Origin of the sequence: Jannaschia aquimarina (assembly GCF_000877395.1) — a bacterium.
Classification (GTDB): Bacteria; Pseudomonadota; Alphaproteobacteria; order Rhodobacterales; family Rhodobacteraceae; genus Jannaschia; species Jannaschia aquimarina.
Genome location: NZ_JYFE01000008.1, coordinates 1 through 17083 on the forward strand (window position 1 = coordinate 1; position 17083 = coordinate 17083).

At 65.5% G+C, this 17083-nt stretch carries 16 protein-coding genes; 15 read left to right on the forward strand and 1 reads right to left on the reverse strand.

Features of this window, described 5'->3' with window-relative positions:
* The first annotated feature begins 197 nt into the window (after positions 1-197).
* The 15 genes from nuoG to jaqu_RS01415 all read left to right on the forward strand — a co-directional run bounded on the left by nuoG (position 198) and on the right by jaqu_RS01415 (position 15569).
* Positions 198-2219, forward strand: a complete 2022-nt coding sequence (gene nuoG, locus jaqu_RS01345; protein ID WP_043917141.1) for an NADH-quinone oxidoreductase subunit NuoG — start codon at positions 198-200, stop codon at positions 2217-2219.
* A gap of 14 nt (positions 2220-2233) precedes the next feature.
* The gene (locus tag jaqu_RS01350; protein ID WP_043917181.1) at positions 2234-2614 is read left to right on the forward strand and encodes a hypothetical protein; all 381 of its coding nucleotides are present in this window, start codon (positions 2234-2236) and stop codon (positions 2612-2614) included.
* 34 nt (positions 2615-2648) lie between these two features.
* A complete protein-coding gene (gene nuoH, locus jaqu_RS01355; protein WP_043917142.1) occupies positions 2649-3686 on the forward strand; it encodes an NADH-quinone oxidoreductase subunit NuoH in 1038 nt (345 codons plus the stop codon).
* A gap of 4 nt (positions 3687-3690) precedes the next feature.
* The gene (nuoI, locus tag jaqu_RS01360) at positions 3691-4197 is read left to right on the forward strand and encodes an NADH-quinone oxidoreductase subunit NuoI (protein WP_043917143.1); all 507 of its coding nucleotides are present in this window, start codon (positions 3691-3693) and stop codon (positions 4195-4197) included.
* Positions 4197-4901, forward strand: coding sequence for a DUF4259 domain-containing protein (locus jaqu_RS01365; RefSeq protein ID WP_043917144.1), 705 nt, complete (start codon positions 4197-4199; stop codon positions 4899-4901). Before nuoI ends, jaqu_RS01365 begins: the two co-directional genes overlap by 1 nt.
* Entirely contained in the window at positions 4898-5287 is a 390-nt protein-coding gene (locus tag jaqu_RS01370) for a carboxymuconolactone decarboxylase family protein (RefSeq protein WP_043917145.1), read from the forward strand. Before jaqu_RS01365 ends, jaqu_RS01370 begins: the two co-directional genes overlap by 4 nt.
* Positions 5284-5898, forward strand: coding sequence for an NADH-quinone oxidoreductase subunit J (locus jaqu_RS01375; RefSeq protein ID WP_043917146.1), 615 nt, complete (start codon positions 5284-5286; stop codon positions 5896-5898). The genes jaqu_RS01370 and jaqu_RS01375 overlap by 4 nt, the downstream gene beginning before the upstream one ends.
* Positions 5899-6070: 172 nt before the next feature.
* The gene (nuoK, locus tag jaqu_RS01380; protein WP_043917147.1) at positions 6071-6376 is read left to right on the forward strand and encodes an NADH-quinone oxidoreductase subunit NuoK; all 306 of its coding nucleotides are present in this window, start codon (positions 6071-6073) and stop codon (positions 6374-6376) included.
* A gap of 4 nt (positions 6377-6380) precedes the next feature.
* Positions 6381-8465, forward strand: a complete 2085-nt coding sequence (gene nuoL, locus jaqu_RS01385) for an NADH-quinone oxidoreductase subunit L (RefSeq protein WP_043917148.1) — start codon at positions 6381-6383, stop codon at positions 8463-8465.
* A gap of 48 nt (positions 8466-8513) precedes the next feature.
* Entirely contained in the window at positions 8514-10058 is a 1545-nt protein-coding gene (locus tag jaqu_RS01390; protein WP_043917149.1) for an NADH-quinone oxidoreductase subunit M, read from the forward strand.
* A gap of 10 nt (positions 10059-10068) precedes the next feature.
* Positions 10069-11505 carry an NADH-quinone oxidoreductase subunit NuoN gene (gene nuoN, locus jaqu_RS01395; protein ID WP_043917150.1) on the forward strand — a complete coding sequence of 479 codons (1437 nt, stop codon included), beginning with the start codon at positions 10069-10071 and terminating at the stop codon, positions 11503-11505.
* A gap of 26 nt (positions 11506-11531) precedes the next feature.
* Positions 11532-12212 (forward strand): biotin--[acetyl-CoA-carboxylase] ligase, encoded by a 681-nt coding sequence (locus tag jaqu_RS01400; RefSeq protein ID WP_316243051.1) that lies wholly within the window; start codon positions 11532-11534, stop codon positions 12210-12212.
* A 3-nt stretch (positions 12213-12215) separates the two neighbouring features.
* Positions 12216-12989, forward strand: coding sequence for a type III pantothenate kinase (locus tag jaqu_RS01405; RefSeq protein ID WP_043917152.1), 774 nt, complete (start codon positions 12216-12218; stop codon positions 12987-12989).
* On the forward strand, positions 12986-14656 hold the full coding sequence (locus jaqu_RS01410) for a ribonuclease J (RefSeq protein WP_043917153.1): 1671 nt from the start codon (positions 12986-12988) through the stop codon (positions 14654-14656). Before jaqu_RS01405 ends, jaqu_RS01410 begins: the two co-directional genes overlap by 4 nt.
* A 154-nt stretch (positions 14657-14810) precedes the next feature.
* A complete protein-coding gene (locus jaqu_RS01415) occupies positions 14811-15569 on the forward strand; it encodes an AAA family ATPase (protein WP_043917154.1) in 759 nt (252 codons plus the stop codon).
* Between the two features lie 4 nt (positions 15570-15573).
* On the opposite strand, the gene jaqu_RS01420 is transcribed toward jaqu_RS01415, so the two are convergent.
* Entirely contained in the window at positions 15574-17031 is a 1458-nt protein-coding gene (locus jaqu_RS01420) for a DEAD/DEAH box helicase (protein WP_043917155.1), read from the reverse strand.
* Positions 17032-17083 lie beyond the last annotated feature (52 nt).

The following is a 17083-nucleotide window of genomic DNA, read 5'->3' on the forward strand; positions in this document are numbered from 1 at the left end:
GGGGCATCGAGCCCCGTCCGATCCGGGCCTCCGGCGGGGATATTTGGAAAGCAGAGAAGCGGGATGCGTCGCCGGTTCGGATAAGCCGCATTGGGGGACCAGATCGAAGGCGGGGGCGTCGAAAAGCGGCACCCCTCCGGCTGGCATCGCCGGGCGGACCGGTCTAGATACCCGGCAACACCGGACCGGAGCATGCCATGACCGACCTCAAGAAGATCGTCATCGACGGGAACGAGATCGAGGTTCCCGGCGCCATGACCCTGATCCAGGCCTGCGAAGAGGCCGGGATCGAGATCCCCCGCTTCTGCTACCACGAGCGCCTGTCGATCGCGGGCAATTGCCGGATGTGCCTCGTCGAGGTGGTCGGCGGTCCGCCCAAGCCGGCCGCGTCCTGCGCGATGCAGGTCAAGGATCTGCGTCCGGGCCCGGAAGGCCAGCCGCCGGTCGTCAAGACCAACTCGCCCATGGTCAAGAAGGCCCGCGAGGGCGTGATGGAGTTCCTGCTCATCAACCATCCGCTGGATTGCCCGATCTGCGATCAGGGCGGCGAATGCGATTTGCAGGACCAGGCCATGGCCTATGGCGTCGACTTCAGCCGCTACCGCGAACCCAAGCGCGCCGCCGTCGACCTGGATCTCGGCCCGCTGGTCGAGACGCACATGACGCGCTGCATCTCCTGCACCCGGTGCGTGCGCTTCACCACCGAGGTCGCGGGGATCACCCAGATGGGCCAGACTGGCCGGGGCGAGGACAGTGAAATCACCTCCTATCTGGGCGAGACGCTGAAATCGAACCTGCAGGGCAACATCATCGACCTGTGCCCGGTCGGTGCGCTTGTCTCGAAGCCCTATGCCTTCACCGCCCGCCCCTGGGAATTGACCAAGACCGAGACGATCGGCGTGATGGATGCGCTGGGCGCCTCGATCCGGGTCGACACCAAGGGGCGCGAGGTCATGCGGATCCTGCCGCGCAACCATGACGGCACCAACGAGGAATGGCTGGACGACAAGACCCGCTTCGTCTGGGACGGGCTGCGCCGCCAGCGGTTGGACAAGCCCTATCTGCGCGAGAACGGCAAACTGCGCCCCGCCACCTGGCCCGAAGCGCTCGAGGCGGCGGCGACCGCGCTGAAGAATGCGTCGAAGCCCGCCGGGATCGTCGGAGACCTGGCGCCCACCGAGGCGGCGTTCGCGCTGCGCAAGCTGATGGACGCGCTGGGCGGCGTCACCGAGTGCCGCACCGACGGCGCGAAGATCGGGCCGGATCGGGCCTCTTATGCCGGGACGGCCGCGATCGAGGATATCGACGAGGCCCGCCAGATCATGCTGATCGGCACCGATCCCGCCCGTGAGGCGCCGGTGCTGAACGCGCGCATCCGCAAGGCGTGGCTGAAGGGCGCGAATGTGGGGCTGGTCGGTCAGCCCGTCGACCTGACCTACGACTATGCCCACATCGGAACGGATCGCGCCGCGCTGGACTCGGTTGCGGACAAGGCCGTCAGCGACGAGACGCGCGAGGCGCCGTCCATCGTGATCGTCGGCATGGGCGCGCTGACCGGGGCCGACGGGGCCGCCGTCCTGGCCGCCGCGCGCCGGATCGCCGAAAACTCGCAATCGGGCCTTCTGATCCTGCACTCCGCCGCCGCGCGTGTCGGCGCGATGGATGCGGGGTGTCACGCCGAGGACGGCATCGAGGCGGCGCTGTCGGGCGACGTGATCTACAATCTGGGCGCCGACGAGGTGGAGGTGCCCGAAGGCGCCTTCGTGATCTACCAGGGCTCGCATGGGGACCGGGGCGCGCATCGGGCCGACGTCATTCTGCCGGGTGCGGCCTGGACCGAAGAGCAGGGGCTGTTCGTCAACACCGAAGGGCGCCCGCAACTGGCCTTGCGCGCCAGCTTCGCCCCCGGCGACGCCAAGGAGAACTGGGCCATCCTGCGAGCTCTGTCGGCCGAGGTAGGGCATCAACTGCCCTTCGACAGCCTGGCGGAATGCCGCCGCCTGTTGCTGGAGGAGGCGCCGCAGCTGGCCGAGCTGGATGCCGTGCCCGCGAACGAATTCTCCGCCGCCCCCGAGGCGGGTGGCCTCGGAACGGGCGAATTCGGGTTGGCGATCAGTGACTTCTACCTCTCGAACCCGGTGGCGCGGGCCTCGCAGCTCATGGCCGAGCTGAGCCGGCTGGCCGCCGAACGGGAGGCTGCGCCCCTGGCGGCGGAGTGAGGCGCGTGGCCGCGATGGCCTGCGGCGTGCTTGCCGCCTGTCAGTCCGAAGAGCGGCCCCGCGTCGACGTGTTCCGTCCCGACTATCGCGGCCTCGATGCCTCGATGCTGGATGTTCTCGACACGGGCGGGCTGGTCCGCGTCCGCGCCGAGATGGGGGGCGCCCGCGACGATCAGGACGTGGCCGCCTACGCCCGCTGTGGCGCGGTCGCGTTCGGGTTGGACCGGGGCTTCGGATTCGCGCGTCATGTCGCAACGAACGTGGCGGAACGGGGTGGCATCTGGCGGGCGGATGCGGTTTACAGCGTCTCGCCGGACCTGCCTCGGGGGCTGAGGACCCTGGACGCCGAAGTGGTGGTCGAAGACTGCCGAACCCGAGGCATTCCGACCGTCTGACCGCGCCCCGCGCGCGACGAGAAGGGAACGACGAATGACCGAATTCCTGGCCACTCCCGGAGGGATCGCGCTGGTCATCCTTGTCCAGTGCCTCGCGGTGGTGGGCTTCGTGATGATCTCGCTGCTGTTCCTCGTCTACGGGGACCGCAAGATCTGGGCCGCGGTGCAGATGCGCAGGGGCCCGAACGTCGTCGGCGCCTTCGGGTTGCTGCAGACGGTGGCGGACGCGCTGAAATACGTCGTCAAGGAGATCGTCGTCCCCGCCGGCGCGGACCGGACGGTGTTCTTCCTCGCACCCCTGATGAGCTTCGTGCTGGCGGTGATCGCCTGGGCGGTGATCCCGTTCGACGACGGCTGGGTGCTGGCCGACATCAACGTGGCGATCCTCTACGTCTTCGCCGTCTCCTCGCTGGAGGTCTACGGCGTGATCATGGGCGGCTGGGCGTCGAACTCGAAATACCCGTTCCTGGGATCGCTGCGCAGCGCGGCACAGATGATCTCTTACGAGGTGTCGATCGGGCTGATCATCATCGGGGTAATCCTGTCGACCGGCTCGCTGAATTTCGGGGATATCGTGGCGGCGCAGGACAATGGCTGGGGCTTTTTCGGGTGGTACTGGCTGCCGCACCTGCCGATGGTGTTCCTGTTCTTCATCTCGGCGCTGGCCGAGACCAACCGCCCGCCCTTCGACCTGCCGGAGGCCGAGTCGGAGTTGGTGGCCGGGTATCAGGTCGAGTACTCGTCCACGCCGTTCCTTCTGTTCATGGCTGGCGAGTATATCGCGATCTTCCTGATGTGCGCGCTGATCACGCTGCTGTTCTTCGGCGGCTGGCTGTCGCCGGTGCCGTTCCTGCCGGACGGCCCTTGGTGGATGGTTGGCAAGATGGCGTTCTTCTTCTTCCTCTTCGCGATGGTGAAGGCGATCGTGCCACGCTACCGCTACGACCAGCTGATGCGGCTGGGCTGGAAGGTGTTCCTGCCGCTCTCGCTGGCCTGGGTGGTGATCGTGGCGTTTCTGGCGAAATTCGAGGTGCTCGGCGGGTTCTGGGCCCGTTGGGCCGTGGGGGCGTAATCACATGGCGACGACCGACACGCAGATCGACTGGAAGCGGGCGGGGAAGTATTTCCTGCTCTTCGATATCTGGCAGGGGTTCAGGCTGGGCTTCAAATACTTCTTCGCGCCCAAGGCCACTGTGAACTACCCGCACGAGAAGGGGCCGCTCAGCCCCCGGTTCCGCGGCGAGCACGCGCTGCGCCGCTACCCCAACGGCGAGGAGCGGTGCATCGCCTGCAAGCTCTGCGAGGCGATCTGCCCGGCTCAGGCGATCACCATCGATGCCGAACCGCGCGAGGACGGCAGCCGCCGGACCACGCGCTATGACATCGACATGACGAAATGCATCTATTGCGGCTTCTGCCAGGAGGCGTGCCCCGTCGACGCCATCGTCGAAGGCCCCAACTTCGAGTTCGCCACCGAGACCCGCGAGGAGCTGTTCTTCGACAAGGAGAAGCTGCTCGAGAACGGCGAACGCTGGGAGGCGCTGATCGCCAAGAACATCGAGCTGGACGCGCCGTACCGCTGATGGGAACCTGGGGCGTCCATAGCTTCGAGAACGACGACGCGGCGGATTTCATCGCCAGGCTGGAGGCCGAGAAGGTCCATCCGCCCGTCGTGAACGCCGAATTTGTCGGTGAGGCGCTGGAGGGTGTCTTCGCCGTGCCGCCCTCCGATCTGGGTGCGGGCCAGGCCGCGACGGCAGTCGCCGCGGCCGAGGTGATCGCCGCGGCACTTGGCCACCCCCGCGAGGGTGAGGCCGAGGATCCGTTCGAGCTGTCGACCTCGTTCAAGTTCTACGACGATTACGTCGGCATGGCGGTCGCCGCTCTGTCGCGCATCAGGCGGGACGAGAGCGAGCTCGCCGAGCTTTGGGCCGATACAGACGAGGCGGGTGATTGGCACGCGAGCCTTGCCGACCTCGAGGCGCGGCTCCGCAATGCGGCGGCCGAGCATGAGCTTCCTCTGGATTTCGTGCCGCCCGACGAGGGCGGAAAGACAGAGACGCAGATCCTGCGCGACGAGGTCGATCAGATCTACGAAGACATAATGACCGAGACGGAGCGTCTGGCCGACAAGAATGCCGGCGATCCAAGCGTCGAGGTTTTGCGCCACCTGATCCGCAAGATGCACCTGGTCCACAAGGACATCAGCAACATGCGGTACTTCGTGACCGACAGCCTGGACGAGCTGACCGCCCGTATCGACCGATTGGAAGGGACCGCGAAATGACCGAGAACCCTTTCGCCGCCTGGACCCGCCAGATGCAGGAGATGGCTCGCGCCATGAACCCGGCGCTGGAGCAGTTCACCCCCCAGGGCTTCGAGAAGTTGTGGCCGACCATGCCCGGCGAGGTGGTCGAGCAGTTCATGGGCAAGGGCATCAACCCCGAGGGTCTGGACGCGAAGACCAAGCTGCTGTTGACGCTGGCTGGCCTGACGGTATTGGGCGCGCAGGCGGAGGCGCAGATCCGCATGACCGTCCGTCAGGCGGTCGAGCAGGGCGCCACCAAACAGGAGATCGCCGAGACGATCGGGCTGATGGGCCTGTTCGGCGGGATCCCGGCGATGAACAAGGCGATGGCGCTCGCCACAGAGGTGCTGGAGGACAGCGAATGACAGTAGCGGATTTCGCCTTCTACCTCTTCGCCATCGTAACCGTGGCGGGCGGGTTGTTCACGGTGACGGCACGCAACCCGGTCCATTCGGTGCTTTGGCTGATCCTGACCTTCTTTTCGACGGCGGGGCTGTTCGTCCTGCTGGGAGCGGAATTCGTCGCGATGCTGCTGATCATCGTCTATGTCGGCGCGGTCGCGGTGCTGTTCCTTTTCGTCGTCATGATGCTGGACGTCGACTTCGCCGAGTTGAAGGCGGAGATGGCGAAATATGTGCCGCTGGCCGGTCTGATCGGAATCGTCCTGCTGATGCAACTCGCGATCGCCTTCGGGGTCTGGGAAAGCGCGGAAGGCGTGGTGGTGGCCGAGGGCTTGAACACTTTGGTCCCCATGGCCGAGGTGAACACGGCGGCGCTGGGCCTCGTGCTCTATGACGAGTACTTCCTGATGTTCCAGCTTGCCGGATTGATCCTGCTGGTCGCGATGATCGGCGCGATCGCCCTGACGCTGCGCCACCGCAAGGACGTCAAGCGTCAGAACATCGTTCAGCAGGTGCTGCGCGATCCGGCCAAGGCCATGAACGTGCATGACGTGAAGCCGGGGCAGGGACTTTAGGCCGCGCCATACGAGGTAGGATCAAATGTCACGAACGACGATCATCATAATCATCGTCCTGCTGGTCATCCTGCTGGGCGGCTATTCGATCATCTGAGCGAAGAAGAACACGGGCTCTGGGCCGAACCGGGGCGAATTTGAAGACGGGCGGCAGACCCGGAGGGACGACCGAATGATCGGACTGGAACACTACCTCACCGTGGCGGCGGCGCTGTTCGTCATCGGGATCTTCGGGATCTTCCTGAACCGCAAGAACGTCATCGTCATCCTGATGTCGATCGAACTGGTGCTGCTGGCGGTGAACATCAACTTCGTCGCCTTCTCGGCCTTCCTGTCGGACTTGACCGGGCAGGTCTTCACCCTGTTCGTGCTGACTGTCGCCGCCGCGGAGGCCGCGATCGGGCTGGCGATCCTGGTCTGCTTCTTCCGGAACAAGGGCACGATCGACGTCGAAGACGTCAACGTGATGAAGGGCTGACGCGATGCTGAGCACCATCCTCTTCGCCCCGCTCGTCGGCGCGCTGGTCTGCGGCTTCGGCTGGCGGTTCATGGGCGAGAAGCCCGCGACGGTCGTCGCCACAGCGCTGCTATTCTTATCTGCGATCCTGTCGTGGATCGTGTTCCTGACCCACGACCCCTACAACATCGAGACCGTGCCGATCCTGGCCTGGATCGAGAGCGGATCGCTGGCCACCGAGTGGTCGATCCGGTTGGACCGGCTGACCAGCGTGATGCTGATCGTTGTGACGACGGTCTCGGCGCTCGTGCATCTGTACTCGTTCGGTTACATGGATCACGACCCGCAATGGCGCGAGGGCGAGGTCTACAAGCCGCGCTTCTTCGCCTATCTGTCTTTCTTCACCTTCGCGATGCTGATGCTGGTGACGGCGGACAACCTGCTCCAGCTGTTCTTCGGCTGGGAGGGTGTGGGCGTCGCGTCCTACCTGCTGATCGGCTTCTACTGGCGCAAACCCTCGGCGGGCGCTGCGGCGATGAAGGCCTTCATCGTGAACCGGGTCGGGGACTTCGCCTTCCTGCTTGGGATCTTCACGATCTTCTTCCTGGTCGACTCGATTCAGTTCCGCGACGTCTTCGCCGCCGCACCCGAGATCGCGGCGACCGAGATGACGTTCCTGGGCCTGACGGTGAACGCGGCCGAACTGATCGCAGTGCTGCTGTTCCTCGGCGCGATGGGCAAGTCGGCGCAGTTGGGTCTGCATACCTGGCTGCCCGACGCGATGGAGGGGCCGACCCCGGTCTCGGCGCTGATCCATGCGGCGACGATGGTCACGGCGGGCGTCTTCCTGGTCTGCCGCATGTCGCCGATCATGGAATTCGCCCCCATGGCGATGGCCTTCGTGGTCATCGTGGGGGCCGCCACGGCATTCTTCGCGGCGACGGTTGGTCTGGTGCAGAACGACATCAAGCGCGTGATCGCCTATTCGACCTGCTCGCAGTTGGGCTACATGTTCGTGGCGGCGGGGCTGGGCGCCTATTCGGTGGCGATGTTCCACCTGCTGACCCATGCCTTCTTCAAGGCGATGCTGTTCCTTGGCGCGGGCTCCGTGATCCACGCCATGCATCACGAGCAGGACCTGCGGAACTACGGCGGCCTGCGCAAGAAGATACCTTACACGTTCTGGGCCATGCTGATCGGAACGCTGGCGATTACGGGCGTGGGGATCCCTCTGCTCTATGTGGGCTTCCCGATCGGGTTCGCGGGCTTCGTGTCCAAGGACGCCGTCATCGAGGTGGCCTATGCGGGCGGCGGGCTGGGCAGTTTCGCCTTCCTCGCGCTGTCGGTCGCGGCGATCTTCACCAGCTTCTATAGCTGGCGCCTGATGTTCCTGACCTTCTGGGGTGAGCCGCGGGGTGACAAGCACGCCCATGAGCACGCCCATGAGAGCCCGGCCGTCATGACGATCCCGTTGGGCGTTCTCGCTGTCGGCTCGATCTTCGCGGGGATGGTGTTCTACGGGTCCTTCTTCAAGGACCAGGCCCATATCGACGAGTTCTTCGGCATCCCGACCGAGATCGCGGCCGCCGCAGACGGCGAGGCCCACTCGACCGAGGAAGCCGACCATGGTGGCGACCACGCCCGCGTGCAGGAGCCGGGAGAGGGCGCGATCTTCATCGGTCCAGAGAACCACATCATCCACGAGGCGCACGAGGTGCCGGCCTGGGTGAAGGCGTCGCCCTTCGTCGAGATGCTGATCGGTCTCTTCGTCGCGTGGCTCTTCTACATCCGCAGCCCCGGCCTGCCGCGCGCATGGGCCACGAATGTCGCGCCGCTCTATCAGTTCCTGCTGAACAAGTGGTACTTCGACGAGATCTACGATTGGCTTTTCGTGCGGCCCGCGAAGTTCCTGGGCCGGTTCCTTTGGAAGCGCGGCGACGGCAACGTCATCGACGGCTCGATCAACGGGCTGGCCATGGGGGCGGTGCCGACGGCGACCAAGTGGCTGAACCGCGCGCAGTCGGGATACATCTTCACCTACGCCTTCACGATGGTGATCGGCCTCGTCCTGCTGATCACGTGGATGACGATCGGGCAGGGGGGCCAGTGATGAGTTGCATCGCCTTGCCCGCGACCGCCTCGACGACGGAGAACTCCGATGGATAATCTGCTTTCCATCGTCACCTTCACGCCGCTGATCGCGGCCATGATCCTCGCCCTGTTCCTGCGCGGCGACGACGAGGCGGCGCAGCGCAACGCCAAGTGGCTGGCGCTGGGCGCGACGACGTTTACCTTCCTCGTCTCGATCTTCATCCTGACGGGCTTCGACCCCGAGGATACCGGCTTCCAGTTCGTCGAAGAGCGTGAATGGCTGCTGGGCCTGCAATACAAGATGGGCGTCGACGGCATCTCGGTGCTGTTCGTGATGCTGACGACCTTCCTAATGCCGCTGGTCGTGGCCGCCTGCTGGGACGTCACCCACCGGGTGAAGGACTACATGATCGCGCTTCTGGTGCTCGAGACGCTGATGATCGGCGTCTTCTGCGCGCTGGACCTGATCCTCTTCTACCTGTTCTTCGAGGCGGGCCTGATCCCGATGTTCCTGATCATCGGGATCTGGGGCGGGAAGGACCGCATCTATGCGAGCTTCAAGTTCTTCCTCTACACGCTTCTGGGCTCTGTCCTGATGCTGATCGCGATGATCGCGATGTATGTGGATGCGGGCACGACGGACATTCCGACGCTTCTGGCGCACAATTTCAGTTCGACCCCGCTGGACGTTCTGGGCGTGACGGTGCCGGGCGGGATGCAGACGCTGTTGTGGCTGGCCTTTTTCGCCAGCTTCGCAGTCAAGATGCCGATGTGGCCCGTCCACACCTGGCTGCCGGACGCGCATGTTCAGGCGCCGACCGCCGGGTCCGTCGTGCTGGCGGCGATCCTGCTGAAGATGGGGGGCTACGGCTTCCTGCGCTTCAGCCTGCCCATGTTCCCCGTGGGATCCGAATTGCTGGGGCCGCTGGTCCTGTGGCTGTCGGTGATCGCCATCGTCTACACGTCGCTGGTGGCGATGATGCAGGAAGACATGAAGAAGCTGATCGCCTACTCATCGGTCGCCCATATGGGGTTCGTCACGATGGGGATCTTCGCGGCCAATCAGCAGGGCATCGACGGTGCAATCTTCCAGATGATCAGCCACGGCTTCGTCTCGGGCGCGCTGTTCCTGTGCGTGGGCGTCATCTACGACCGGATGCATACCCGCGAGATCGACGCCTATGGCGGGCTGGTGAACAGGATGCCGGCCTATGCGGCTGTCTTCATGCTGTTCACCATGGCCAATGTCGGCCTGCCGGGCACGAGCGGGTTCGTCGGCGAGTTCCTGACGCTGATAGGGGTCTTCCAGGTCTCGACGGTGATCGGCGTGATCGCGACGACCGGCGTTATCCTGTCGGCATGCTATGCGCTGTGGCTCTACCGCCGGGTCGTGTTCGGCGACCTCATCAAGGAGAGCCTGCGCTCGATCACCGACATGACCGGGCGGGAGCGCGCGATCTTTGCGCCGCTGGTCTTCTTCACGATCCTGCTGGGTGTCTATCCGAGCCTGATCACGGACATCATCGGCCCCTCGGTCGCCGACCTGGTCGGCGGCTATGAACAGGCGGCCGCGCAATTCGAGGCGAGCCGCGCCGTGGCCGCCGCCGAGTGAGGACAGACGAATGACCGCCGCAGACCTCAATGTCATCCTGCCCGAGATCTTGCTCGCCCTCTATGCGATGGGCGCGCTGCTGGTGGGCGTCTACGGAAGCCAGGACCGGATGGCCAAGGCGCTGACCTGGGTCACCGCCGCCGTTCTGCTGCTAGTGGGGGCCTGGATCGCGCTGAGCGACGATGCCGGGCTGGGCTTCTCGTCGATGATCGTCAAGGACGGGTTCGCCCGCTTCGCGCAGGTCACGATCCTGCTTTCGGCCGCCGCGGTGCTGGTGCTGTCGGTCGAGTGGATGGAGCGGCACGCGATCCTCAAGTTCGAATACCCCATCATCGTCGTGCTGTCGGTGATCGGCATGATGATCATGGTGTCGTCCGGCAACCTGCTGACGCTCTATATGGGGCTGGAGCTGCAATCGCTGGCGCTCTACGTGCTGGCGTCGCTGCGTCGCGACAGCGTGCGGTCGACCGAGGCGGGGCTGAAATACTTCGTCCTGGGCGCGCTGTCGTCCGGCTTGCTGCTCTACGGTATCTCGCTGACCTACGGCTATGCCGGCTCGACCGAGTTTGCGGCGATCGTGGCGGCGGCGAGCGGCGGGCAGGTCTCGCTGGGCCTGCTATTCGGGCTGGTCTTCGTCATCGCCGGTCTGGCGTTCAAGGTCTCGGCGGCGCCCTTCCACATGTGGACGCCGGACGTCTATGAGGGCGCGCCCACGCCGATCACGACGCTGATGGCCACCGCGCCCAAGGTCGCCGCCATGGCGATGTTCGCGCGCGTGACCTACGGCGCCTTCGGCGGAGCGGTCGCCGACTGGCAGCAGATCGTCGTCGTGCTGTCGGTGCTCTCGATGTTCCTGGGCGCGATCGCGGCGATCGGTCAGCGCGACATCAAGCGCCTGATGGCCTATTCATCGATCGCGCACATGGGCTATGCGCTGATGGGTCTGGCGGCGGGAACGGCGGCGGGCGTGCAGGCGATGTTGCTCTACATGGCGATCTACGTCGTGATGAACCTGGGCACCTTCGCCTTCATCCTGACCATGACCCGCGACGGCCGAGAGACCACGGACATCTCGTCGCTGAGCCAGCTTTCCAAAGTGCATTCGGGGTGGGCCATGGCGCTGCTGGTGCTGCTCTTCAGCCTTGCCGGGATCCCGCCGTTCCTGGGCTTTTTCGCCAAGCTCTACGTTCTCCAGGCGGCCGTCGATGCGGGGCTGGTCTGGCTGGCGGTGCTGGGCGTGATCGCCAGCGTCATCGGCGCCTTCTACTACCTGCGGATCGTCTACTTCATGTATTTCGGCGAAGAGAAGGACCCGCTCGACGGGGACATGAACCCGGTCTCCTGGGCGGTGCTGACGGCGTCGGCGGCGATCATGGTGTTGGGCATCGTCAACCTCTTCGGCCTCGAAGGCGTGGCCGCCGCAGCCGCCGCGACGCTCGTCCTTTGAACTGGCCCGAAGGGGTCGGGCGCATCGTGCTCGACACGGTCGGGTCCACCTCGGAGGAGGCTCGCGTGCGGGCCGGGAACGGGCCGGTCTGGGTGTTAGCCTGCCATCAGACCGCCGCTCGGGGGCGCCGGGGACGACCCTGGTCGATGCCCGAGGGCAACTTCGCCGCCTCGCTGGCCTGGCACCCGACGGGCAGCCCTGCCGAGCACGGCCTGCGCAGCTTCACCGCGTCACTTGCCTTGGCCGAAGCGCTTGAGGCGTTCGGCGTCACCGGGCTGACCCTCAAATGGCCCAACGACGTGCTGCGTCACGGCGGCAAGCTGGCCGGGATCTTGCTGGAAAGCCCCGCTCCGGGCCTGCTGGTGCTCGGAATCGGCGTGAACCTCGCCGCCGCGCCCGAAGCGGTCGAGGCCGGCGCCCTGTCGCCCGCTGCGTTGGACGGCAGTATCGCTCCCGAGGCGCTGCTGGATGTTCTGGCCCCCGCCTTTGCGGCCCGCGAGGCGCAACTGGTGCGCGACGGGTTCGGACCGATCCGCGAGGATTGGCTGGCGCGGGCAGGCGGGCTGGGCGGCCCGGTCACGGCCCGGCTCATGACGCGCGAGGTGCGTGGCACCTTTGCCGATGTCGACGAGGTCGGGCATCTCGTCCTCGATACGCCACAGGGCCGGCAGCATCTGCCCGCGGGCGACGTGTTCTTCGGAGGCTAGGCCATGCTGCTGACCATAGATTGCGGCAACACCAACACCGTCTTCGCCCTGTGGGACGGCAGCGCCTTCGTCGCCAATTGGCGGATGGCCACGAACCACCAGCGCACGGCGGACGAATACTACACCTGGCTGCGCACGATGATGCGGCTGGAGGATCTGGACGTCACCGTCACCGATTGCATCATCTCGTCCACCGTGCCGCGCGTGGTCTTCAATCTGCGTGTGCTCTGCGACCGCTACTTCGAAACGCGACCGTTGGTCGTGGGCAAGCCCGAATGCCGTCTACCGGCCCAGCCGCGGGTCGATCAGGGCACCATCGTCGGTCCCGACCGGCTGGTGAACGCCGCGGCGGGCTTCGACCGCCATGGCGGCGACCTGATCGTGGTCGATTTCGGCACCGCCACCACATTCGACGTCGTCGATCACGACGGTGCCTATGTGGGCGGCGTGATCGCGCCCGGCGTGAACCTTTCGCTGGAGGCGCTGCACATGGCCGCCGCCGCCCTGCCGCATGTGGATATCACGCGCCCCCAACGGGTCGTGGGCACGAACACCGTGACCTGCATGCAGTCGGGCGTCTTCTGGGGCTATGTGGGCCTCGTCAAGGAAATCACCGCCCGCATTCGCGGGGAACGGGACCGTCCGATGACGGTTGTCTCGACCGGGGGGCTGGCCCCGCTCTTCCAGCAATCCGAGGACCTCTTCGACCATTGGGAAGAGGATCTCACGATGCACGGCCTGACCGTCATCCACGCCTTCAACAAGGACACTTCATGAGCAGAGACCGATTGATCTACCTCCCCCTCGGCGGCGCCGGGGAAATCGGGATGAACGCCTATGTCTACGGCTACGGCCCCGAGGGGAAGGAACGTCTGATCCTGGTCGATCTGGGTATCGCCTTTCCGGACATGGACACGACGCCGGGGGTGGACGTCATCCTGCCCGACATCTCGTGGCTGGAAGACAAGCTCGACCGGCTGGAAGGCGTCTTCATCACCCACGCGCACGAGGATCACGTGGGCGGCGTCGGACATCTGCACGGCAAGTTGAACGCGCAGATCCACGCGCGCGCCTTCACCGCCAATCATGCCCGCCGTAAGCTCAAGGAGCAGGGCCACGATGAGGGCGACGTCACAATCTGCGATCCCTGGCCGGCGACGACGGAGCTGGGACCGTTCAAGATCGGCTTCGTGCCGATCAGCCACTCGATCCCCGAAAGCAGCGCGCTGGTCATCGACACGCCCGCTGGCCGCATCGTCCATTCGGGTGATTTCAAGATCGACCACACGCCCGTGTTGGGAGAGCCGTTCGACGAGGATCTGTTCCGCGAGGTGGCCAAGGGCGGCGTGCGCGCGCTGGTCTGCGATTCGACGAACGTCTTCAACGCGCATGAGGGCCGGTCTGAAAGCACGGTCGGCCCAAATATCCGCGAACTGGTCGCCGCCTCTTCGGGGATGTTCGTGGCGACAACGTTCGCGTCGAACGTCGCCCGGCTGAAATCGCTTGCGGATGCGGGCGAAGCGGCGGGCCGCTCGATCTGCCTGATGGGCCGCGCCATGCGCCGTATGACCGAAGCCGCAGTCGAGGAGGGGATCCTGACCGAATTCCCGAGGACGGTCTCGCCCGAGGATGCCGCCGACATCCCGCGCGAAAACCTGATGCTGATCGTCACCGGCAGCCAGGGCGAGCGTCGCGCGGCAAGTGCGCAGTTGAGCCAGGGCAAGTATTTCGGGCTGGAGATGAAGCAAGGCGACACGTTCCTGTTCTCGTCCAAGACGATCCCGGGCAACGAGAAGGACGTCGCGCGGATCATCAACAACTTCTCCGAGATGGGTGTGGACGTGGTCTCGGACAGTGACCTGTATCACGTGTCGGGCCACGCGAACCGGCCGGATCTGGAGGCGATCCAGGCGCTGCTCGATCCGCAGGTCGTCATTCCCATGCATGGAGAGCACCGGCATCTGCGCGAACACGCCAAGTTGGCGGACGGGCTGGGCCGTGTGGGCGTGCTGGCGCCGAACGGCACGATGGTGGATCTGGCGGGCAACAAGCCCACCGTAGTCGACCATGTGGAGACCGGGCGCACCTATCTGGACGGCGCCACGCTGGTCGGCCAATTCGACGGCGTGATCCGCGACCGAATCCGCATGGCGCTGAACGGTCATGCCGTCGTGGCCTTGATGATCGAGGATGACGATCAGGTCATGGAAGACACCTGGGTCGATCTTCGCGGCCTGCCCGAGGCCGGCAGGTCCCGACGCAACCTCGCCGAGGAGATGGAGCGCGATCTGGCTCAACGCCTGGAACGGGTGGACCGGAAGACCGCCCGCGACGACGACGCGTTGGAGAGCCTCATAAAGAAGTCGATCCAGCAGGTCGCGCAGGAAGAGATCGGCAAGCGGCCCGAGGTCACGGTGCTGATCACACGGCTGACGGCAGAGTGAGTTCGACCGGGTCGGATGGCACGCGCCATCCGGTTCGGTTTGGGGCGGGCTGCAATCCGTGGGGCCATGCGCGGTGGCTTGCCGGAGAGATCGGGGGATATCGCCGTTCGGGAAAGGCCACGATATCGCCACGCCCTCCCGCTAGACCGCCGCCGTGCCACGCAAGATCACTCGCCTCGACCCTCCGTTCCTGCGCCGGATCCGGCTGCGTGACGACGCCGAACTTCCGGCGCGTTATCCGTTCGCAGTCGATTGGTTGCGGCCGGATTTCGAGCTGGAGTTCGACACGCCCATCACGATCCTCGTCGGGGAGAACGGCAGCGGAAAATCGACCCTGATCGAGGCCTTGGCGGCGCTGGCTGGTTTCGGCGCGTTGGGCGGAAGCCGGGACCACCGGGGTGCGGGTGCCGACGGCGCTGTCGGTGGCGCTGAACTGGCCGACATATTCCGCGCGGGCTGGCTGCCGAAACTCGGACACGGGTGGTTCTTTCGTGCGGAAACCTTCTTTCAGGTCGCGCGCTACATGGACGACATGCGGAGCCCGAGTGCGGATTTCCTGTCCCACAGCCATGGCGAGGGCTTCGTGCGCCTGTTCGCCGAGAGGATGCGGCGGCAGGGGCTCTATCTGCTCGACGAGCCGGAATCGGCGCTGTCACCCCGACGGCAACTCGAACTGATGCGCTTCCTGCATCGCATGCAGCAGGGTGACGCGCCTTCGCAGATCGTCATGGCGACGCATTCGCCATTCCTGGTGATGCAGCCGGGCGCCCGTGTCCTGGAGATCGACCGCCGCAGCATTCGCGAGGTAGAGCCGCATCGCACGGGGCATTTCCGGCTCTATCAAGATTTCACCGCCGATCCCGAAGGTGCCGTGGCAGAAATGCTGGCACACGACGAAGCCCTGGACTGGTAGCGCGTCAGGCGCGTTCGGCTTCGCGGCGTTCCTCGAAGCTCATCTCGATGAAGCCGGGGACATGGTCGCCCAGACCCACGACCTTGGGCCCGCGATCCAAGCCGCGTCCGCGCCCGCGGCCGCCGCGCTCGCGCCGGGGCTCATCCCGGCGCGACTCGTCGCGGCGGGCTTCCTCGCGCGGGGCCTCGGCCTCGGCTGGTGCTGCCTCGGACGTCTCCTCGGAGGCCTTCCGGCTGCGGCTGCGCGAGCGGGACTTGCGCGGCACGCGCTCCTCCTCCTCGGCGGCGGGCGTGTCGGACTTGCGGCCCGGCGGGGTCCAGGGATTCTCCCCCTCAGGGATGGGTTTGCCGATCAGGCGCTCGATCCCGTCGAGATACTTCTCATCGGACGGAACCGCGATGGTGTAGGCGATGCCCGTCTTGCCGGCACGGCCCGTCCGGCCGATGCGGTGAACGTAATCCTCGGAATGGCTGGGCACGTCGAAGTTGAAGACGTGGCTCACATTCGGAATGTCGAGGCCCCGCGCAGCCACGTCGGAGGCCACGAGGAAGCGCAACGTCCCGTCGCGGAAGCCGTCCAGTGTGCGCATCCGCTGCGACTGGTCCAGATCGCCATGGATCGGGGCGGCGTCGAGCCCATGCTTCTTCATCGACTTGGCGACGATATCTACCTCGACCTTGCGGTTGCAGAAGATGATGCCGTTCCGGCATTCGTCGCCGTCACGCTCGATGATGGCGCGCAAGATGGCGCGCTTGTCCTTGGCGGACATGTCGCGCCGCTTGGGCGTGTGCTTGACCAAAACCTGAGTGATCGTGTCCGACGTCGAATTCTGGCGCTCGACCTCGATCTTCTCGGGGTTCGAGAGGAACTTGTTGGTGATCCGCTCGATCTCGGGCGCCATCGTGGCCGAGAAGAACAGGGTCTGACGGGTGAAGGGGGTGAGTTCGAAGATCCGCTCGATATCGGGGATGAACCCCATGTCGAGCATGCGGTCCGCCTCGTCCACGACCATGATCTGCACACCGGTCAGAAGCAGCTTGCCGCGTTCGAAATGGTCCAGCAGGCGGCCGGGTGTGGCGATCAGCACGTCGACGCCGCGGTCGATCAGCTGTTCCTGCTCCTTGAAGGAGACGCCACCGATCAGCAAAGCCTTCGTCAGCTTGGACCCTTCGGCATAGGTGTCGAAGTTCTCGGCGACCTGCGCGGCCAGTTCGCGGGTCGGCGCAAGCACCAGGCTGCGCGGCATCCGCGCGCGAGCGCGGCCGCGGGCCAGCTTGGTGATCATCGGCAGCGTGAAGCTGGCCGTCTTGCCCGTACCCGTCTGGGCGATGCCGAGCACGTCGCGGCCATCGAGGGCGGGGGGTATCGCTCCGGCCTGGATCGGAGTGGGGGTGTCGTATCCGGCGGCCTCTACGGCCTTGAGAACCTTCGGGGAAAGCCCGAGCTCGGAAAATTTGATCATATGCGTCCTGTACGGCGGTCCGGCCCCATTGCCGGAATCCGAATGTGGGTGG